Below are 21,130 nucleotides of genomic sequence, written 5' to 3'. Positions count from 1 at the left end.
GACCTAGTATCCCCGTTGTGGATTTACGATGTTGTTCAGCACCTCGCCCTTGCGATAGCGCATCAGGTTCTCGGAAAACATGCGGACCGATTTCAGATCCCAGCCGTCATAGACCGAGCTGCAGTGCGGTGTGACGATCACGTTGTCCAGTTCCCAGAACCTGTGCCCCTGAGGCAGCGGTTCGGTAACGAACACGTCCAGCGCCGCGCCTCTGATCCGGTTCTGTTCCAGCGCGGCCAGTAGAGGTGCTTCGTCAATTACCCCACCTCGCGAGACGTCGATTATCACCGTCGTCGGTTTCATGGCGGCGAAGGCCTCCGCCCTGACCAGACCGCGCGTGCTGTCCAACAGTGGTACGCAAACGACGATAAAGTCAGCGCGTGGCCAGAGATCAGGCAAAGCCTCCATCCCGTGTACCTCGTCCACGTTGGGGGTCGGTTTCGGGCGGGCCCGTACACCGATTGTGTTCAGCCCCATAGCTTTGGATCGTGCCGCAACAGCCTCTCCTGTTTTGCCAAGGCCGATGATCAGCACCGTCTTGCTGTCGATGGGCTCGACTTTGCCGCCGATCCAGTCCCGCCGCGCCTGCGCGGCACGAAAGCCGGGGAAATCCAGCGTGAAATGCAGCATCGCCCCCAGCGCATATTGTGCCATCATATCGGCGGCGACCCCGGCGGCATTTGTCACCGTTACCTCATCAGGGTTCCAAGGGTTCAGGTGATCGGTGCCCGAGCCGCCGACCGAAGCCCATTTGATTTGCGGGTTCTCGACCAGTGCTGCGCGTGGAAAGCCGGGGGTGCCCGCAAAGCGAACGGAATAGACAACTTCGGCCCCTGTATCCTCGATCAAACCCGTGAGCGCCTCGTAGCTGTCGCAGGTGTGGATCGGCAGATCGGGATGACCTTCAGCAAGAACCGCACGGGCAGCGTCGGGGTTATCGGTGTGCAAGATCACGGTGGGGGATTTCATGCGGGTACCTCCGGTTGGAACTCAGCGCTGGCAATGGCTACCGCGTTGGCGAAAAAAGCAGTGGCGGCGACGTCGAAAAGGACATCGAACCCCACACCTTTGCGGTCGTTGCGCCATGTGATTGCCTCGACATAGCCCACGCGGGTCTGGGCGATCTTTCCCACTGGAAAGGCACCGGGCGACAGGTCGACCGGGCAAATCTTGGCCAGCAGATCGAACAGGCGCGGGCCGGTCAGGTGCATCATGGCCCAGGTTTCCTCGCGCCAGGAATAATAGCCCTTTGGCGTGGCGGCGACCTGCCACCGGGCATACAGGTCTGCAGGCGCATCCAGTACCACCACCTCTTCCTGACCCAGACGCATAAGGCCATCGGCGGTTTCGTTGACGTCTGGTACCTTCAGGCCCCGCGATTGCAAAAACGCCACGGTGCCTCGGCCCTTGAGGCCAAAACGCGGCGTGTGGGTCAGGTCCTGCACGATAATCTGCCCGGAAACCAGCAGTGTGTTTTCAGCAGCGCCCTTTGGGTCAAGCGGATAGGTTCGCATCATCACACCTCCTGCCGTTTGTTTTCAGGATCAAAAAAGGTGTGGCCGCGCACAGTTGTAACGACGCGCTTGCCATTGCGGCACTTCACCGTGACCTGCGATCCTTGCGTAGCGTCATCGCCATGCACATATGCCAGCGCGATATGGGTGTTCAGCGTCGGCGACCACAGGACCGAGGTCACATGCCCCACGGGTACATCATTCCTCAGTACCAGACAGCTTTCCCCCGGTACATCTGGCCCGTCGAATGTCAGCCCGACCAGCTTGCGCGGCAGGCCTTTGTTTCGGCGCATCTCGGTTGAGCGCTTGCCCACGAAAAACGGCTTGGTCTTCGAGATCGCCCATTCGAACCCCAGCTCATCCGGCGAGGTCAGCGCGTCGGTGTCCTGACCAATCAGGATATGGCCTTTCTCCAACCGCAGAATCCGGCTGGCTTCCAGCCCGTAAGGGCGCAACTCGTGCGCGTGACCCGCCGCCATCACCGCATCCCACAGGGTGTGGGCATAGCTGGTGGGGCAGTGCAGCTCGTAGCTCAACTCGCCCGTGAACCCAATCCGCATGGCGCGCACCGGCACCCCGGCCACCATGCCGCTACGCCCGTCGAGATAGGCAAATCCATCGCGCGAGAAATCGATGTCGCTGTCCAGCGCTTCGACCACGGAGCGCGCCTTGGGACCGGTAATGTTGAAGCCCGAGAAGGCCGAGGTGACGTTCAGCACATCCACATCCAACCGCCACTGCGCATTCCAGAACAACATATCCGAATAAACCCGCGCCACGGCCCCGGTGGTGGCGGTGACATAGAACAGATCCTCGGCCAGCCGATACGCCACGCCATCGTCGATCACCGTGCCCATTTCGTTTGTCATCAGGCAGTACCGGCAGCGGCCCACAGGCTGCTTTTTGTAGGCCATGGTGTAAATGCGGTTGAGGAATTCGCCCGCATCCGGGCCACGCACCTCGAGCCCGCCCAGAGTTGAAACATCCAGCACGCCGACCCCATTGCGCACCGCATGCACCTCTTCTTCGATGAGGCGCTTGGCGTCTTGTTTCGGGCCGTAGAAATAAGGCCGCCACCACGCTCCGACCGGGCGCATGTCCGCCCCCAACCGGATATGTTCGTGATGCAGCGCCGTGCGCCTGTCTGCCGGGTGATGATGACCGGACAGCACGCCCAGCGTTTCGGGGCCAAATGGCGGACGGGCCGTAGTCACGCCGATCTGCCCGATGGTGCGGTCGGTCGCCTTGGCCACCACCCGGGCGGTGGCCAGCGCCGAGTGCCGCCCTTGTGACGGCCCCATACCAACTGTGGTAAAGCGCTTGATCAGCTCCAACTCGCGATAGCCTTCGTTAACCGCGTTTTGCAGGTCCTTGATTTGAATATCCTCGTCCCGGTCGACAAAATCCTTGCCCTTGGGATGCCCGGCGATTGCCGGTTCGAAATTCGTCAACGCAGCTTCGACATCTTCGACCTGCGCGATGTCGCGGGTTGGCAGCCCCAGACGAGTCAACGCCGTCTGTGCCGCGCGTTGCGCATCGGCCACCACCGCATCAGGCGCAAAGACCCCGGCAACACCCCCGGCAATGCCCAGCGGAGCGTCTGGCAGAGACAGGGAAAACCGCGCCGCCGTTTCATTGTACCCAAGGTTCGCGCCAGCATGACAGGGCAGTTGCCACATTGGCGCATAGCCGACCGAAATTACCAACAGATCGCAATCTAGCCAGTCGCCTCCGACCTTTACGCCGGTAACATGGGTCTTGCCACGCGCCTCGCCCACGGCGCCGTGAATGACACGCGTTCCCCTTGTTGCCAGTTGCTGGCCAAGCTCGCCGCCGCTGCCGCCGGGGCGCGGATCAACCACAGCCGCCAGTTCTACGCCTGCGTCCAACAGATCCAGCGCCACCCGATAACCGTCGAGATTGGCGGCCAGTACCACCGCGCGCTTGCCCGGTTTCACACCATAGTGCCGCATAAGCCGTTGCGCGCCAGTGCCCAGCAAGATGCCCGGCAGGTCATTGTTTCGGAAGATCGCGGGCTGTTCGATGCAGCCGGTGGCCAGCAGAACCTCGCGCGCGCGCGTCTTGAACAGCTTGTTGCCCCGGATCAGCGGCAGCCAGTTGTCCTCGAACCAGCCGTTCACCACTGTACCGGTCATGATGCGGAGGTTCGGCAGACTTTGCACTTTCGCCAGTAGGTCGGACAGCCTGTTGGCATCGCGGCCATAGGTCAGCGCACCGCCCAAGACCGGCTCCTGCTCGGCCAGAATGACGTCAGCCCCGGCCTCGGCGGCTTCGATGGCGGCGGTCAACCCGGCCAGCCCCGCGCCGACGACCAGCAGATCGCAAAACAGGTTGGCCTTTTCGTAGTCTTCATGCGGTGCGTTGATATCCAGAACGCCCAGCCCCGCCTTCTTGCGGATCAGCGGCTCCCACAGTTTCAGCCAGCTATTGCGCGTCGGGCCCATGAAGGTGCGATAATAGAACCCCACCGGCATGAATCGCCCCAGCTTGTCCATGAATGCGTCGCGGTCTCGCGCCAGTGTTCCGTTGACGTTCTGCGCCGTAACTTGCAGCCCTGCCGAAATCGGATGCCGGTCGGCCTGCACGTTCGGGTCCGAGGGCAGTTGCACCAGCGTATCGGCCTCGGTGCCCGCCATCGACATCGCACCGCGCGGTCGATGGTATTTGAACGAGCGCGACAGCATCCACTTCCCCTGACCGGCCAAAGCCGAGGCGATCACATCACCTTCGTATCCCTGAAACGCCTGCCCTTCAAAGCTGAACGATACCGGCGCATCTCGATTGATCCTGTTGCCCCAGGGTGCGGGAAGTCGGGCCATCACCTTTGCTCCAACCCTGAGGGGTCAAAAGTGCGGATCACCTCGTTCGTGGTGGCGTTGCGCTCGGCCAGAAAGAAATAGTTCGAGGGCACGTGCCGCCACCATTCCACCAGCGTTCCGCGTGAATTGTCGGCGCGGAACAGGTGACGTGCCCAGTCCTGATCGCTGGTTGCATCCGGGTCGGGGTTGGCGCGCAGAGGGCCGAAGCTCTGGAATTCATTAATATTGCGGGGCCCGTTCATCGGGCAGATCAGGATCTTCATGTCAGTGGCTCGCGGCAGTTGCGCCCATTTCATTGAGCAGATCAAAGGTGGCGAAACGCTCCATTGTGAAGGGTTCGAGTATCGGCGCGACCTTCTGGTTGGCGATGGACTGCGCCATGTACTTGCCCGCCACCGGAGTGGCTTTGAACCCCCAAGTGCCCCAACCGCAATCTAGCCATAGGTTGGACAATGGGCTGGCACCCATGATGGGTGAGTAATCGGGCGTCATGTCGGTAATCCCGGCCCATTGTCGCAGCAGACGCACCCCGTGCAGGAACGGGAACAAATGTACCGCGCCTTCGGCCAGATGTTCTTTCATGTCCAGTGTCGAGCGGGTGGAATACAGCTGATAAGGGTCCGAGCCACCGCCGATCACGATCTCGCCTCGCGAAGACTGCACCAGATAGGTGTGCAGGCTGACCGAGCTGACCAGCGTGTGCAGCCACGGTTTCAGCGGCTGCGTAACCATCGCCTGCAACGGATAGCAACGGATCGGCAATTCTACCCCGGCTTTCATCGCCATGTCGTAGTTCATACCCCCGACAGCAATCATCACCTGACCGGCACTGATATCACCGCGATTGGTGCGCACCTTTGTGATCTTGCCACCGGCAGTGTCGAACCCTTCAACCTCGGTACGTTGATGAATTTCCACCCCGCGCCTACTGGCTTGCGCTGCATAGCCCCAGGCCACCGCATCATGCCGCGCAGTGCCTCCATCGGCGTGCCACAAACCGCCGATGATTTCCAGCGGCCCGCCCTCATCCATATTCAGATGCGGGGACAGGTCCTTGACCGTCTGCGCATCAACGACCTCGATCCGGGTGCCCGCGTGTTTACCCATCTCGGCCCGCAGATGGAACGAGCGTAGCGTCGCCTCGGTATGGGCCAGCGTCAGTTGACCGCGCTGGCTGAACATGACGTTGAAATCCAGCTCTTCGCTCATCTCCCCGTAAAGCTGCACACCTTTCTTGTAGAACGCGATGCCCTCTTTGGTGATGTAGTTCGAGCGGATGGTAGTGGTGTTCCGCGCGGTGTTGCCGCCCGCCAGATAACCCTTTTCCAGCACAGCCACATTGGTGATGCCGTGATACTTTGATAGGTAGTGGGCACAGGCCAGTCCGTGGCCGCCACCACCTACGATGACCACATCGTAACTGGATTTAAGCTCTGGCGTGGCCGGAATGTCTCCGGTGACAGGGTAGTCGGCGGATAGCCCGTATTTCAGCAGCCTTAGCGGCATTTTTGTTGTCCTGATTTCAGCGGTTGTCAGCGGCGTCATAAATCAGCGCGCCGAGATCCGAGAATTTGGCGTCCGGCGACTGCAACCCCAGAACCGCGTCGCGTATGGCGGCGGCACGGCTGACCCCCAGCGGTGGAGTGGCGAACTCCATGAACTTGGCAATCACTTCGTCACGGTCCATGGGTGCCTCGGGCCCGCCGCGCGCGTGGACGTCGCCCGACGCCAGTTCCCGCCCATCCGTCAAGGTCATGACGACATCAGCAACGCGACTTTGAGGAAAGCGGTCGGAATGGCGCGCGGTCTCGGCCACCGAGATACGGTCGACAATCGCCGCGACCAGCGGATCGGAGAGGCCCGCGCCGGTGATATGCTCGACCCCGATACGGCCGTGCGCCACCATCGTCGCCACAGCGAAGGGCAGCGAATACTGCGCCTTCGAAGTGTCATCCGGCATACCCTGAAACAGGCAGGCACTTTCGTGGAAAGTGTTCACCTGAATCGCGGCAATGTCCTGATGAGACAGGCCATATTCACGCATCAGCGCCCTGGTGGCGTCGATCGCTGCATGGGCCCAACGACAGATCGGATAGGGCTTCACATATTGATGTTCCATCTGCCAGAAGCTGCCCAGATCCCGCCAGTGATGCGCGACCTCATCCGCCTCTATTGTGATCGCCGGCGCGCCGGTAAATCCCTTCTCGGCGAGCACTGCCGAGGATACACCCACCAGCGCGCCCCAGCCCGAGCCGTCATGCAGCATGGTGGGGTTGGCAATCTCGCGCATCATTTGACTGCGCGGCCCGTGATATTCGGCGATGCCCATGGCCTGCCGCATCTGTTCCGCGCTCAGCCCGCGCAGACGGGCGGCAACGGCCACAACTCCCAACGCGTTCCATGCGCCGGAAGTGTGGTAGTCGCTGACTGTGTCATGCAACGAAATCCCGGCGCGCCCGGCGATTTCGTATCCAATAGTTACGGTCGCCAACGCCTCGGGGCCGGAAAAATCCGCGACCGTTTCCGCCAAAGCCGCCAGAACCGGCACAACGGCAACACCGATATGGCCCTTGGTGGGGTTATAGCCGTCATGGCCATCCAGATTATCGGTCTGAGTCGCAGCGGCATAAGCCGCGCCGGCAACGCTAACCTTGCGGCCATCGAACAGCATCCGTGCGCTGAGGCCCGGATCGCCCGCACCGTAAAGCGCCACTGCGCTGTCACGCGCGATCTGACCGGCCTGCATCGGTCCGGACCCGATGGTGATCCCCATCGTGTCCAGCAGCATCAGTGCCGCTGCTTCGAGCGCGCTGTCGGGGAAATCCTGCACCCTTCGATTTAGCGCAAACTTTGCGATAGTTTGAAATGTGTTGGTCACGATGCCCTACAGATGAGGTTTCGGGTTCGGCCAAAACCTAAGTGTGTTTGCCCATCGCAGCACGAAAACAATACGAGGGCAATGGCCCCGGAAAATTTGTAGCTTTGGCTCCGCTCCATTGTAGCATATGAACCAGATCAATTCCCGCCGCGAAACAGGATTCCCGGCGCACCACCCATCCGCCCGCCCAGGAAAATGTCGCCATGATGAACCTGCCCCACCTGATCTTCCTGCGCTCCTTCGAGGCCGCCGCCCGGTACCTCAGCTTTACCAGCGCGGCAGATGAGCTGAACTGCACCCAATCCGCCGTCAGCAACCATGTGCGTTCGCTCGAAGAGTTTTTGCAGCGGCCTCTGTTCGTGCGCCATGCCCGGTCATTGTCGCTGACCGACGTGGGCGAGGCGTATCTGCCTTCAGTGCGGCATGCTCTGCATGAGATTGACGTGGCCACACAATCGGTCATCCAGCGGTCACACACCCGCAAAGTCGTCGTGTCTTGCCCGGTCAGCCTGGCCGAGAATTGGCTACCGGACGTAATCCGGGGCTTTAGCGACCAGCACCCGGATATCGACCTGACGGTACACGGCACCGTCTGGATTGATGTCGAGCCGAACGTCTCGGACATTTCGATAACGGTCAATCATATTGACGATGTGACGGTGGGCGCGCGGCAGCTGTGGGCCGAAAAGCTTGCGGTCGTGTGCGCGCCCGAATTCACAGTCAATGGCGCGCAGCTGACCGATCCGGCGCAACTGCAAGAGGCACCTCTGATCCATATTCTGGGTCGTCCAGCTTATTGGGAACGGGTCGCACGCCATTTTGATCTGGCAGACCTGAACCAGAAGGAGGGGCTGCGGACCAACGCTTCAAATCTGGCAATGGAGATGGCGGCGAAGTCGTTGGGCTGCGTCGCTCTGCCCCGCTCTTTGGCCGGGTCTTATGTGGACCGGGGGCTGCTGATCGAACCGTTCGAATTCGATTTGGACAGCCCCTGGGCCTATTTCGTGCGTCTCAAGGAAAAACCCGTTTCACCGTCGGTCAGGCTGTTTCAGGACTGGCTGCTAAACGCCGCCGCCAGCATGAACCGCTGACCTGCAACGGGGCTTCTCAGGCAGCCCCTTCCAGTGCCGGTTTAACATCACGCAGGCGGTTTCCATCCGGGTCAAAAGGAGGCTCGGACAGGATTTTCGCTTTATGGGGCTTGCCAAGGATGAACACTTCGACCGTATCACCAGGTTGCGCGAACCCAGGGTTTATATAGCCAAGCGCTAGCGATTTGCCGACCGAATAGCCGTATGCACCGGATGTCACGCGGCCAACCGGGGTACCATCCGGGGTAAAAATCGGCTCACCGCCGGTAGCGTCGGCATCCTCGGAGACTTCGACCTCGAAGATTGACAGCACTTCGCGCGCGGCGTTGTCCTTGACCGACAGATACGCATCCTTGTGCAGGAAATCCTTGTCCAGCTTGATCAGGCCCGCCAGCCCGACCTCTTGCGGCCAGTATTCCTGCGAATACTCACGGCCCCATGAGCCATAACCTTTTTCGATCCGCAACGACCCCAGCGCGCGGCCGCCAACGGGGCCGCCATCCAGCAGCTTGGCCGCATCCAGCAGCGCAGCGTACAGGCGGGTCTGATCTTCTTCGGCGCAGTGCAACTCCCACCCTAGATCGCCGGTAAAGCTGACGCGGATGGCCAGACAGGTGACACCTGCAACCTCGATTGTGGCCGAGCGCATAAAGCGGAACGCCTCGTTCGACAGGTCTGCATTGGTCAGCCGCTGCAGCAGGTCACGCGCTTTCGGACCGGCGACGTTGAACCCTGCTATGCGGTCGGTGGCGACTTCGAAGGTTGTGTCCTTTGGCAGGTCGATCATGTTGAAAAAGCGTTGATGATAGCGCTCGGCCATGCCCGATCCGATCATCATGTATTCGTCATCGGCCACCTTGGTTATGGTGAAATCTCCAGCCACGCCGCCACGGACAGAGATCAGCGGCGTCAGGCAAGACCGCCCGATCACGGTCGGTACGCGGTTGGCGACCAAGTGATCCAGCCAATCTTGCGCACCGGGTCCTTTGATGATGTAGTTCGCAAAATTCGATATGTCGATGACGCCCACATTCTCCCGCAGCATCTGTACCTCACGTCCCACCGGCTCCCACCAGTTCTGGCGTGTGAAGCCGTTGGTTTCCTGTACACCGGGCTGATCGGCGAACCATAGGGGATGCTCCCAGCCGCAGTTCAGACCAAAGACACAGCCCATGTCTTTCTGCATTTCAAAGGCAGGGCGGACTCGGGCGGGGCGACCTGCACTACGCTCCTCGTTCGGGAAGTGGATGGCAAAACGGTGGGTATACTGGTCCTCAACCCGTGCCTTGGTGAATTTTTTGTCGGCCCAGTCGCCGAAGCGGGCCAGATCCCATGCAAACATGTCGTATTGCGGCTCGCCCTCGATCATCCACTGCGCCGCCAGCAGGCCCAGACCACCCGATTGCGAGAAACCCGGGATCAGTCCGCCGCAGAGGAAATAGTTCTTCAGTTCGGGCACCGGACCCCACAAGGCGCTGGAGTCCGGAGACCAGATCATCGGCCCGTTGATCACCCGTTTGACCCCTGCGGTGGCGGCAACTGGCACACGTTCGGTAGCGCGGATCACGTTTTCCATGATCCGATCCAAATCGTCGGGGAACAGGTCATGGGCAAAGTCCAGCGGCGTACCGTCCTCGGCCCAGAACTTCATGTCCTTCTCATAGGCCCCGATGAGCAATCCGTTGCCTTCCTGACGGAAATAGTACTCGCCATCCCGGTCTGCAATTGACGGAAGGCGACGGCCCAGATTGGCAACTTCTTCGATGGATTCAGTCACGAAGTACTGGTGCTCGGTCGGTTGCAACGGCAGAGTCAGCCCCGCCAGCGCCGCAACTTCGCGGCCCCAAAGACCAGCGGCATTCACCACCCATTGCGTGTGAATATCGCCCTTTGCGGTACGCACGATCCAAGACCCGTCGGGTTGCTGATCCGTACCTAGTACCGGACAGAACCGTTCTATGGTTGCTCCCATGGCGCGGGCACCGGAAGCATAGGCGTGGGGCACGCCCGAGGGATCCACATTGCCGCCATCGGGTTCATACATGATGCAGCGGATATCGTCGAACTGCGCCAGCGGGTGCAGTTCCTTGGCCTGCTCGCGACTGACCTCGTGGAAGTTCAAACCATAGAATTTAGCCTTGGCTTCCTGTAGGCGCAGCTGATGCTCGCGTTCTTCGGTTTGCGCTAAATAGAGCGAACCTGGCTGGAACACGCCGCAGCTCTGACCGGTTTCCTGTTCCAGCTCTTTATATAGATTCATCGTATAGTGCTGGATGCGGGTGATATTGTTGTTGTCATGCAGCCCATGAATGTTGGCCGCCGCGTGCCAGGTCGAGCCGCTGGTCAGTTCGTCCCGCTCTAGCAGGACCACATCGGTCCAACCCAACTTGGCGAGATGATACAGAATTGAACAGCCGGCTAGGCCGCCGCCGATTACAACCGCTTGCGCATGCGTTTTCATGTGCTTCCCCTCTCAATTGCCTCAGGCGGCGATGGTTTTCATTGCACCCAGAAACTGGGCCACTTCGGCGACGCTGTTGTAGTGGCACATCGAAACACGCACGCAGCTGTCCATGCCAAGCGGTGTCAAGATGTTGCCCGAGTAGTGATCGGCCTTGCGCAAATGCGTACGGATGCCTTGTTCGTTCAGTTGCTTGACCACATCGACCGACGGCACGCCCTCGACCTGCAGTGACACCAGCCCCTCGCGTGCTGGGTTATCGACACCGCCCAGAATGGTCACCTTCTCCATCTCGGCCAGCCCGGGCAGGTTGCCGGTTCCGCGGATCATCGCATCAGTCAACGCTTTTTCCTGCTCATGGATCGCCTCTCCGGCAGCGACGAATTTTTCGCGCCGGTCGGTGGCGTCGCTGACCTGTGCGCCCAGCCATTCGAAATAGCTGACTACGTCAGACATTGTAGCGTAAGAGCCGGTATCACGCGTCCCCATTTCCCAATTGTCGGCGGGGCCGTCGATCAAGCTGTTATGTGGCAGCTTGGTCAGCCGGTCAGAAATCCAGGCCACCCCGTAACCATGGCGCGAGAACACCTTGTAGGGCGAGATCACATAGCCATCGACATCATAGGCGGTCAGGTCGATCCGGCCATGCGCGGCGTGCTGGATACCGTCGATTATGATGAAGCAATTGGGCGCAACGGTGCGGATTTCGGCAGCCACAGCCGCTACATCCACGCCCATACCGGTCACCGGCGAGGTGTGCACGATAGTCGCAACCTTTGTGTCCGGCGTTACCTGCGCCGCATAAGCATCTGCGGTGACGGTGCCTGTGGCGTCGTCATGGACCACCAGAACATGATCTTGCCCGGCCACCCCGGCCCAACGCGCGCAAGCGCTTCGGGTCGCGGGATGTTCCAGCGTTGTGCCAAGTACCCGACCGGTGGCGGTGCCCAGACAGGCGTTCATGATCAAACGAAACAGCAGCTCGGTCCCGCTTTCGCCGACAAAGAACTGGCCACCGGGGGCGTTCATGAACACGGCCATATCTTCTTTGGCCTTGTTGATTACCCGCACCAGTTCGTGACTTCCCGGGTTGTCGCGGCCCTGATTGTCAGGGACCGCAGCATAAGCCTGCGAGGTACCCACAACCGAATTCAGCGTCAGCGCCCCACCCGCGTTTTCAAAGAAAATACGCGGTCCCTGCTGCGGGCAGTGGTCAACCTGCGCAAATCGGGCACGGATTTGTTCAAGCAATTCTGGAGTGATCTTGGTCATCGGGAACCATTCCTGCGAAAATGTCATTCTGGCAAGATATATGCGCCCTTTTGCAAAACTACTCACAAAAAAACTTGGGGCATTGTGGGTGGAAATTGAGACCATCGAGCCAAGAGAGCTCAGCCACAAGAACAATATGGTTCGCGAATTTCAATTTCGTCGGCCCGATCACACCCTCACGCATGCCTTCGCTTGGTTGAGAAACCGCTGGTCAGGCCGACGGTTTGTAACCTGAGCGTTGTTCTAGAGACATCGCTTTGCAGGACGGTGTTGAGAGAGTGACGATCCAACCTCATTGGCGCAGCCTGTACCGCCATCACAAACCAGACATCGTAGAAGCGGGCATGCATCCTGCATCCCAGATATTCCCATATCGGCTGGGGTATTTAGATAGATAGCGATTCATGCATTTGTTTACAGCAGTTTGGGATTTCGTCACGCCTTTCAGACCTGACTAATCGCCATTGTAAGAGATCACGAACTTGCCTTCGACGCGGCGATACCGCGAACCACTCACGCGCTGGTGGCGCATTCGTCGATGGTCAATAGCTTGTAACATATTGGTGTATAGAGCTTGCTGATTGAAAGCTGAAAAGTTAATCGCCTGCAACAGGTTAGCTTATGTCCAGACTTCGAGTATTAAATCAATTTGCCAAAATTTCTGCTAATTAGGCTTAAACCCATCATCGACGCACCAAGGACATACGCGGAGCAGCGACAGACCGGTGTTGCGACCCAAACGCCGTTGCCCCGCAAAACCTGACATAACCCACCTGAACGATGAACATTGGTTGTCCGGCCCACCAAAAAGGCAGGCCGAACAGAGTTAATAAGTACTTTTAGTCGTACAGAACGGCCGAGATCTTCGGGTCGTCAATATTCGAGGCATCGTAGTAGTAGAAGCCTGTGTCGATCAGACCTGGAACCTCTTCCCCATTCAGAGCCGCAACCGCTGCTTTCACAGTCTCATAGCCGATGCCCACAGGGTTTTGCGTGATCGCACCCGCCATCAGGCCGCTCTTGATTGCGTCTTTCTGGGCCTTGCCACTGTCATAACCGATGATCACCAAACCCTCGGTACCCAGCTCCTGAACGCCATTCACAACGCCGATGGCCGAGCCCTCGTTGGTGCCGAAGATGCCATTCAGATCGGGGTTTGCTGTCAGGATCGCCTTTGTGACCTCGGTCGACTTCAGGTGGTCGCCCTGACCGTACTGAACTGTGACGACTTCGATATCCGGGTACTTCTCGGCCATGCGATTGACGAAACCGTCGCGGCGGTCGATGCCGGTTCGGCTGGTCTGGTCATGCGCGACAACCGCAACTTTACCCTTGCCGCCGATTTTTTCGGCCATCTTGTCGGCTGCAAGCCCAGCCGCCGCCAGATTGTCTGTTGTCGCAGTCGAAAGCGGGATGTCACTGTCAACGCCGCTGTCGAAGGCGATGATCGGAATGCCCTTTTCATTGGCCTGCTTCAAAAGCGGAATTGCGGCCTGACTGTCCAGAGCGGCAAACCCAATGGCTTTGGGGTTGTTGGCCAAAGCGGCAGCCAGCATGTCGATTTGGCGGTCCACCATTGTTTCGTTATCCGGACCTTCGAACGTGATGGTGACATCAAACTCGTATGCTGCCTGTTCGGCGCCGGACTTCACCGCTTGCCAGAACTGATGTTGGAACCCTTTGGATACCAGTGGAATGTAAATCTCTTCGGCTACCGCCATCGAGGCGGGACCTGCCAGGGTGGCTGCGCTGAGCGCACCCAGAATGAAACGACGTGTTAACATGTTTTCTCCTCCAGTTGGTCGTTTTGGTCTTTGATTTAGTTGCTTGGTCATCCCGATTTCTTGCGCCGCGCCATGTCGGCATAGACGGCCAGAATGATGATCGCGCCGGTGACAACGGTCTGCCATTCCTGCGCGACTGACAGCACGCGCAATCCGTTGGTCAGTACAGCCATGATCAGGGCGCCGATCAACGTGCCCAGGATCGTGCCGCGCCCACCGGACAAAGACGTGCCACCGATCACTACGGCTGCGATCGCCTCCAATTCGTATCCCAAACCCAATGCCGGTTGCGCCGAGTTCAGGCGCGAGGCGATCAGGATACCGGCGATGCCGCAGATCGCTCCGGCCAGCGCATAAATGCGCATCTTCCACATGTCGGTGTTCACGCCTGACAGACGCACCGCTTCCTCGTTAGAGCCAAGCGCAAAGGTGTAACGACCCAGAACTGTGCGCCCCAGAATGTACGAAGCCGCGATGGCCACCAGGAACAGGATAAGCACACCGTTGGGGATGGGTAGCGATGGGAAGACCTCTCCGATCAGCGACCCGCGCGAGATCTGGTCAAAGCCCGGCGTGTCATTGAAGTAGATTGGCCGTGTCCCAGAGATCACCAGCGACAGGCCTTTGAGGATCAGCATCATCCCAAGCGTGGCGATGAAGGGCGGAATTTTCATTTTCGCTACGAAAGTGCCCGAGCAAAGTCCGCAAAATGCGCCCGCCGCAATGGCTGCGGCCACTCCCAACAGCAAGGGCATGCCGAGATATGTCAGGACCACCCCGGCGATCACAGCGCAGAAAGTCATCAGTGTTCCGACTGAAAGGTCGATCCCACCGGTGATAATGACCAGCGTCGCAGCAACAGCCAGAACGCCATTCACCGATGTCGCCTGCAGAATGGCGATCATGTTCGACGTCTGCATGAAGTTGGGTGAAGCAATGGAAAAACCGATTAGCAGAACGATCAAACTGGCAAAGGCCAACAGCTTTTGATAGGCGCCGCTGTCCGCGAGGCCCGATAGTGGCTTTTTCTTTTCGATGTCGGTTGCTGTGGTCATTGGACTGTCCCTGTTACCTGCATCGCCGCCGCACGTTGCGTGGCCAGATGCATGATGTCTTCTTGAGTGGTGTCTTTTCCGCCGGGCAGAATGCCGGTCAGTCGTCCTTCGCACATCACGGCGATGCGATGGCTAAGACGCATGATCTCGGGAAGTTCGGATGAGATCACGATGATCGTCTTGCCCTGCCCTGCCAGTTCTTCCAGCAACTTGTAAATCTCGGATTTCGCGCCGACGTCGATACCGCGGGTCGGTTCGTCAAAGATCAGAATATCGCAGTCGCGCAGCAGCCATTTGGCGATGACAACCTTCTGCTGATTGCCGCCTGACAGCAGACGAACCTCTTGCACATCCGATGGCGTTCTAATGCCCAATTGCTGGATGTAGCTTTTGGCGGTGTCGCTGATTTCACCATCGTGCAGAACCCCGCCTGCGCCGGTGAACAGGTCCATCGAGGCAAGCGCGATGTTGTCGCGTACATTCATACCAGTGGCGAGACCGAAATGCTTTCGGTCCTCGGACAGGTATCCAATCCCCGCTTTGACGGCGTCGGTGGGTGATTTGATCGACACCACCTGACCATGTACCCGGATTTCGCCGCAATCCTTGGGATCGGCCCCGAAGATAGCCCGTGCAACCTCTGTACGACCTGCGCCCATCAGACCGGCAAAGCCCAGAATTTCACCCTTTTGGACCGAGAAACTGACGTCCTGAATTTCGTTGCTCCGGCACAGCCCGGTGACTTGCAAAGACATCTCCGCATCACCCAGATCGGGCACGTCCAGCGGTTCTTCCTTGACCTCTCGGCCCACCATCATCGCGATGATCTGGCTGATCGGGGTTTCAGCAGCCCCAACTGTTCCGACATATTCCCCATCGCGCATAACCGTCACGCGATCCGAGATCTGCTTCAGCTCGTCCATCTTGTGGCTAATGTAAACGATGCCTACACCTTCAGCCTTGAGGCGGCGGATGATCACGAACAGCTCGGCAATCTCGGCGTCATTCAGGGCCGCTGTTGGCTCGTCCATGATGAGCACCTTGGACCGAAAGGACAGTGCCTTGGCGATCTCGACCATTTGCTGTTTTGCGATGGTCAGGCTGCCAACCAACGCCTTGGGATCAAGGCTGAGGTTCATCGAAGCAAAGATTTCGGCAGTCTGCGCATTCAGCGCCGCCTCGTCCAAACGGCCAAAGCTCTTACGCGGTTCGCGTCCGATAAAAATGTTCTGGGCTACAGTCAGGTCGTTCATCAGGCTCAGTTCCTGATGGATGATCCCAATACCTAGATCCTGCGCCTCGCGCGGGGTTGTCGGACTGACTTCGCACCCTTCGATCTTCAAGGTCCCACCGTCACGTTGATAAATACCCGACAGGATTTTCATCAACGTACTTTTGCCGGCACCGTTCTCGCCCATCAGCGCGTGAACTTCACCCGGTTCAAGATCGAATTGCACGGATTTCAGCGCGTGCACGCCGGGGAAAAACTTATCAATCCCCGTCATTTCGACCAGTCTATTTTTGTTGCCTCCCATTTGCCCCTCTCCCCTTGGGCCAACGCGGTTTACATCACCGCACCAATTTGCCAGGGGACGAATTCAACGCCCCCAAATCCAAGTTCCTCGCTTTTGGTTTTCTTGCCTGAGGCGACACGGATCAGTATTTCGAACAGTTCTTCGCCCTTGCTCTCGATGCTGACCCCGTCTGTCACGATGTCACCGCAGTTCAGATCCATATCCTCGGCCATGCGGGCATACATTTCGGAATTGGTGGCCAGCTTGATGCAGGGCGTTGGCTGATATCCAGACACCGAACCACGCCCGGTGGTAAACACAATCAGGTTCGCACCCGAAGCGACTTGTCCGGTGACCGAACACGGATCAAACCCGGGGCTATCCATGAAGACAAACCCGCTCTTGTCGATCATCTCACCGAATTTGTAGACGTCTCGCAGTGGCGCGGTGCCTCCCTTAGCTACGGCACCAAGCGATTTCTCAAGAATGGTTGTGAGCCCCCCGCGCTTGTTGCCTGGGCTTGGGTTGTTGTCCATCTCACCGCCGTTTCGGGCCGTGTAGTCCTCCCACCAGTGGATGCGTTCGATCAGTTTTTCACCCACCTCAACAGTCTCGGCCCGCCGGGTCAGCAGGTGTTCGGCACCGTAGATTTCCGAGGTTTCCGACAGGATCGTTGTTCCTCCATGGCGCACAAGTAAATCCGACGCATACCCCAGCGCCGGGTTCGCGGTTATCCCAGAATACCCGTCCGAGCCGCCGCATTGCATACCGACCGTGATGGCACTGATCGGAGCCGGAGCGCGTTCGGCTTGATTGGCCAGATGGGCGATGCCGCGCAACTCCGCCAGCCCCCGTTCGATAGTGCGGCGTGTTCCGCCCTCGTTCTGAATGGTCATGTAACGCAGCGCACCGTCAGCGCGGATTGGTCGACCGCCGACAAGATCTGCCACCTGCATGACTTCGCAGCCCAGACCGATCAGCAGAATACCCCCGAAATTCGGATGCTGTGCATAGCCGGCCAACGTCCGAAACAGGGTAGCATAGCCCTCATCCTTGCTGGACATTCCACATCCGGTCCCGTGCACAATCGGGACCACACCGTCAACATTGGGATAGCTTTCCAACAACCCGGTCTTTTCCGCTGCGTCGGCGATAAAACGCGCTACTGAACCCGAGCAGTTCACGGTGGTTAGAATCCCGATGTAGTTTCGGGTTCCCACTTTACCGTCAGATCGATGGTATCCGTCGAATGTACGCTTTTCAGTCAAAACAGGCAGCGGGGTGTTGGCGCTGGCATGCGCATAATCCTGCTGATGCGCCCCCATGCCAAGGTTGTGCACATGGATATGTTCGCCAGGCGCTATATCGCATCTGGCCTGCCCGATGATCTGACCGTAGCGGACAATATTCTCGCCAGTTTGGATTGATGACACGGCAAGCTTGTGACCGCGGGTAACGGGCGCAGCCAATTGCACGGGAACATGTGCCGGCTGCTCACCCGCTTGCAAGTCACGCAAAGCAATAACGATGTTGTCCTGCGGATTTAGCTTCACGACATCGCGAGCCGCCTCTTCCAAAACGTTTATGCTGCCGTTCGCTCGCATCTCTTCTCCACTTGCTTGGTCAATGTTGCTAAATCCAATATCTCTACTTGTCAACTAACATGTTAGAATGCTAACTTATGCAGTATGAACAAACACCAAGATATTGATGCCGAACTTTTGCCCGAGATCACAACGATCGAAGGACCGCTCGCTCAGCGGGTTCACCACTCATTGAAGCAGGCGATTCTCTCACTGGATTTCCCACCCGGAGCGAACCTTAGGAAGGCACCTGTGTGTGAGAGATTGGGAGTGTCGCGCGCACCTGTGGCCGATGCGATCGCGCGTTTGGCCTCGGAAGGGCTGGTGGATGTGGTACCGCAGTCAGGCACTCGCGTATCCTACTTTTCGATGGACGAGATCCGCGAAGGCGTATTCCTGCGTGAAGCGCTTGAACTTGCAACTGTCGCCAAAGTCGCGCGCGACATAACCGACGATCAGCGTAAAAGGTTAAGCCGCAACATGCGTCTGCAGGAACTGTTGATTATGGATGATGATATCCCAGGCTTTTATCAGGCTGATGAAGAGTTCCACAGTCTTCTGATGGAATTTACAGGCTTCCGTCGCCTCGCCGACGTTGCCCAAACCGTTTCCTTACAGGTCAGTCGCGCACGCATGCTATTGCTGCCCACCCCTGGCCGGATCGCTGAAACACTGGCAGAACACAGGGCCATTTTCGAGGCAATCAGCAATCGCGACGAACAGGCCGCGCAGGTCGCTATGCGCGCCCACCTCGGGCAGTTGATGCCGCGCATTGAGCAGTTGGAGCAACTGAAGCCGCATCTGTTCAACCTCACCCCACAGCTGAATAGCGAGGCAGGATGACCGTTTCCCAAACAGAATTACTGAACAACCGGACCACGCGGCCCGTTCCCCTGACCCGCATGGGGTTCGGCGGAGCGCCATTGGGGAACCTGTACCGCAAAGTCTCGGACGAGGACGCGCAGGCTGCATTGCAAGCCGCCTATGACGCAGGCATCCGTTTTTTCGACACCGCGCCGCAATACGGGCTTGGCCGGTCAGAGCATCGGTTTGGGCAGGCGATCGACCGGTTCGGTCGCAAGAACATTCAGCTTTCGACCAAAATCGGGCGTTTATTACTGGATTGCAAACCGCATGAAGTGACACCCGAAGCCTTTGTCGATGTGCCGCAGAAACGGATTGTGTTCGACTATACCTATGACGGGGTCATGCGGTCTTACGAGGCCAGCCGCGACAGGATCGGCGTTGCCAATTCTGACATTCTTCTGGTCCATGATGTCTGTGTCTTCAGCCAGGGCAGTCAGGAAATGTCGGACGCCAAGGTGCGCGAACTTTTTGATGGCGGAGGTTACAAGGCTTTGACCGAGCTGCGCGATGCGGGTGAAATCGCAGCAATCGGCGCAGGTGTAAACGAATGGCAGGTTTGCGAGAAACTTCTTGGGCTGGGCGACTTCGACGGGTTCCTTTTGGCTGGGCGCTATACATTGCTTGAACAAGAGGCCCTCGACAGTTTCCTGCCACTCTGCGAGCAGCGCGATGTCGGGATCATCCTCGGAGGACCTTACAATTCAGGCATTCTCGCGACCGGAGCAGTGCCCGGCGCCAAGTACAATTATGCTGACGCGCCCGAAGACATTCTGGACCGGGTTCGCAAAATCGAAGCCGTTTGCGCGGCGCACGACACTCCGTTGATTGCTGCAGCACTGCAATTTGTTCTGGGTCATCCTTGCGTCAAAACAGTAGTTCCCGGAGCCGTAAACGCATCCGAAGTCCAATCCAATGTGGCATTGATGGAGCGTGACATTCCCCCGGGCCTGTGGGCGGACCTACGATCCGAAGGTCTGATCCGACCGGATGCGCCTCTGCCAAGCGAGACTGCAGATGCTGCGTAACATCGATCCGATCCTGTCGCCGGAGTTGCTTTTCACCCTCAGGGCCATGGGCCACGGGGATGAGATTGTTATCGCAGATGCGAATTTTCCGGGCACCAGCATGGGACCAGACTGCATCAGGGCCGATGGGTCTACAGCCAGTGAAATGTTGAAGGCCGTACTTTCTGTGATGCCTTTGGATACGTTCGTTCCTGATCCGGCGTTGACCATGCAGGTTGTCGGCGACGCAGAGGCGGTTCCCGACGCAGTCGCGGACTTTCAACGCATCATCGACACGACCGCCGACAACCCGGCCAAAGTTCAGGGCTTGGAACGGTTTGCATTCTACGAGCGTGCGGCCAACGCGTTTGCCATCGTTCAAACGGGCGAACGCAGGCTTTATGGCAACATCATCCTGAAAAAGGGTGTGATCGCATGAGGATCGACGCGCATCAGCATTTCTGGGCTTTGGCGCGCTGCGACTATGGCTGGCTGACGCCCGATCTGGACACGATCTACCGGGATTTCACGCCGGGCGATCTAATGCCCCTGCTTAAGGCTGCCGGGATCGATGGCACAGTCCTTGTCCAGGCGGCGCCCACTGTGGCTGAGACGGAATACATGCTCTCGCTGGCCGACCAGAATGCGTTTATCAAAGGTGTTGTCGGCTGGGTTGATTTTGAAGCCGATGATGTTGGCTCACAGATTTCTGCGTTAGACGCCCATCCGGCACTGATCGGTCTTCGTCCGATGATACAGGACATCGCTGACCCTCTGTGGATGCTCGGCGACACGCTGCCTCCAGCTTTCGAGGCTGTCCAACGGCATGACCTGACATTCGATGCATTGACCTTGCCCCAACATCTGGGCCCGCTCAGACAACTTCTGGAACGCCATCCGAAAATGCGTGTAGTCGTCGACCATGGCTCGAAACCGCTGATCAAAGACGCAATCTTGGGTGACTGGTCCGACAACATGACCGCATTGGCCCGAGATACAACTGCATGGTGCAAGCTTTCAGGCCTTGTGACTGAGGCTGCTAAAGACTGGACGATCGACGATCTGCGCCCGTACGTGGATCACCTGCTGAACACCTTCGGTCCATCGCGTCTGATCTGGGGTAGCGATTGGCCAGTTTGCACCTTGGCCAGTAGCTATGAGCGCTGGTGTGAAACCACCGACATGTTGCTGAAACATCTGAGCAGCGCAGAACGACAGGCAATAATGGGTGGCAACGCCGCCCGCGCCTACAACCTCAGGAATTAAA

17 protein-coding genes are annotated in these 21,130 nt (G+C 58.5%); 5 read left to right on the top strand and 12 right to left on the bottom strand.

The genetic code is table 11. The annotated features are described in order from the left end of the window. Window positions 1–3: 3 nt before the first annotated feature. The 6 genes from ACR0DE_RS01805 to ACR0DE_RS01780 are packed head-to-tail and all read right to left on the bottom strand — an operon-like array spanning window position 4 to window position 7,232. A complete protein-coding gene (locus tag ACR0DE_RS01805) occupies window positions 4–969 on the bottom strand; it encodes a D-2-hydroxyacid dehydrogenase (RefSeq protein WP_480751434.1) in 966 nt (321 codons plus the stop codon). Beyond that, on the bottom strand, window positions 966–1,517 hold the full coding sequence (locus ACR0DE_RS01800; RefSeq protein ID WP_480751432.1) for a hypothetical protein: 552 nt from the start codon (window positions 1,515–1,517) through the stop codon (window positions 966–968). The genes ACR0DE_RS01805 and ACR0DE_RS01800 overlap by 4 nt, the downstream gene beginning before the upstream one ends. After that, a complete protein-coding gene (locus ACR0DE_RS01795; RefSeq protein ID WP_480751430.1) occupies window positions 1,517–4,354 on the bottom strand; it encodes a 2Fe-2S iron-sulfur cluster-binding protein in 2,838 nt (945 codons plus the stop codon). Before ACR0DE_RS01795 ends, ACR0DE_RS01800 begins: the two co-directional genes overlap by 1 nt. Continuing rightward, window positions 4,354–4,617: a sarcosine oxidase subunit delta gene (locus ACR0DE_RS01790; protein WP_170423136.1), complete on the bottom strand. Its 264-nt coding sequence runs from the start codon at window positions 4,615–4,617 to the stop codon at window positions 4,354–4,356. Before ACR0DE_RS01790 ends, ACR0DE_RS01795 begins: the two co-directional genes overlap by 1 nt. Before the next feature lies 1 nt (window position 4,618). Next, entirely contained in the window at window positions 4,619–5,860 is a 1,242-nt protein-coding gene (locus tag ACR0DE_RS01785; protein ID WP_480751428.1) for an FAD-dependent oxidoreductase, read from the bottom strand. A gap of 16 nt (window positions 5,861–5,876) precedes the next feature. Further along, complete coding sequence (locus tag ACR0DE_RS01780) at window positions 5,877–7,232, bottom strand: MmgE/PrpD family protein (protein WP_170394129.1); 1,356 nt, start codon at window positions 7,230–7,232, stop codon at window positions 5,877–5,879. Between the two features lie 203 nt (window positions 7,233–7,435). Here ACR0DE_RS01780 and ACR0DE_RS01775 point away from each other — a divergent pair, with 203 nt between their 5' ends. After that, window positions 7,436–8,323 (top strand): LysR substrate-binding domain-containing protein, encoded by an 888-nt coding sequence (locus tag ACR0DE_RS01775; protein ID WP_170423129.1) that lies wholly within the window; start codon window positions 7,436–7,438, stop codon window positions 8,321–8,323. Between the two features lie 16 nt (window positions 8,324–8,339). Here ACR0DE_RS01775 and ACR0DE_RS01770 read toward each other — a convergent pair whose 3' ends face one another. The 6 genes from ACR0DE_RS01770 to ACR0DE_RS01745 form a co-directional block, all read right to left on the bottom strand. Beyond that, window positions 8,340–10,784, bottom strand: coding sequence for a GcvT family protein (locus ACR0DE_RS01770; protein ID WP_480751426.1), 2,445 nt, complete (start codon window positions 10,782–10,784; stop codon window positions 8,340–8,342). 21 nt (window positions 10,785–10,805) lie between these two features. Further along, window positions 10,806–12,056 (bottom strand): aminotransferase class V-fold PLP-dependent enzyme, encoded by a 1,251-nt coding sequence (locus ACR0DE_RS01765; RefSeq protein WP_480751423.1) that lies wholly within the window; start codon window positions 12,054–12,056, stop codon window positions 10,806–10,808. Window positions 12,057–12,895: 839 nt separating this feature from the next. Next, window positions 12,896–13,840, bottom strand: coding sequence for a substrate-binding domain-containing protein (locus tag ACR0DE_RS01760; RefSeq protein ID WP_480751421.1), 945 nt, complete (start codon window positions 13,838–13,840; stop codon window positions 12,896–12,898). A 47-nt stretch (window positions 13,841–13,887) separates the two neighbouring features. Then, a complete protein-coding gene (locus tag ACR0DE_RS01755) occupies window positions 13,888–14,895 on the bottom strand; it encodes an ABC transporter permease (protein WP_170394139.1) in 1,008 nt (335 codons plus the stop codon). Beyond that, window positions 14,892–16,430, bottom strand: a complete 1,539-nt coding sequence (locus ACR0DE_RS01750) for a sugar ABC transporter ATP-binding protein (protein WP_480751418.1) — start codon at window positions 16,428–16,430, stop codon at window positions 14,892–14,894. The genes ACR0DE_RS01755 and ACR0DE_RS01750 overlap by 4 nt, the downstream gene beginning before the upstream one ends. A gap of 29 nt (window positions 16,431–16,459) precedes the next feature. Next, complete coding sequence (locus ACR0DE_RS01745) at window positions 16,460–18,013, bottom strand: UxaA family hydrolase (protein WP_480751416.1); 1,554 nt, start codon at window positions 18,011–18,013, stop codon at window positions 16,460–16,462. An 84-nt stretch (window positions 18,014–18,097) separates the two neighbouring features. On the opposite strand from ACR0DE_RS01745, the gene ACR0DE_RS01740 reads away from it, so the two are divergent. Genes ACR0DE_RS01740 through ACR0DE_RS01725 form a run of 4 tightly spaced genes read left to right on the top strand, consistent with a single transcriptional unit; the run spans window position 18,098 to window position 21,129 of the window. Then, a complete protein-coding gene (locus ACR0DE_RS01740; RefSeq protein ID WP_170561785.1) occupies window positions 18,098–18,835 on the top strand; it encodes a GntR family transcriptional regulator in 738 nt (245 codons plus the stop codon). Then, on the top strand, window positions 18,832–19,884 hold the full coding sequence (locus ACR0DE_RS01735) for an aldo/keto reductase (protein WP_480751413.1): 1,053 nt from the start codon (window positions 18,832–18,834) through the stop codon (window positions 19,882–19,884). Before ACR0DE_RS01740 ends, ACR0DE_RS01735 begins: the two co-directional genes overlap by 4 nt. Further along, the gene (locus ACR0DE_RS01730; RefSeq protein WP_170394147.1) at window positions 19,874–20,302 is read left to right on the top strand and encodes an RbsD/FucU domain-containing protein; all 429 of its coding nucleotides are present in this window, start codon (window positions 19,874–19,876) and stop codon (window positions 20,300–20,302) included. Before ACR0DE_RS01735 ends, ACR0DE_RS01730 begins: the two co-directional genes overlap by 11 nt. Then, window positions 20,299–21,129: an amidohydrolase family protein gene (locus ACR0DE_RS01725; RefSeq protein ID WP_480751411.1), complete on the top strand. Its 831-nt coding sequence runs from the start codon at window positions 20,299–20,301 to the stop codon at window positions 21,127–21,129. Before ACR0DE_RS01730 ends, ACR0DE_RS01725 begins: the two co-directional genes overlap by 4 nt. Window position 21,130 lies beyond the last annotated feature (1 nt).

This window comes from Ruegeria sp. C10, from assembly GCF_056537805.1.
This window is presented reverse-complemented; position numbering and strand designations above follow the sequence as displayed.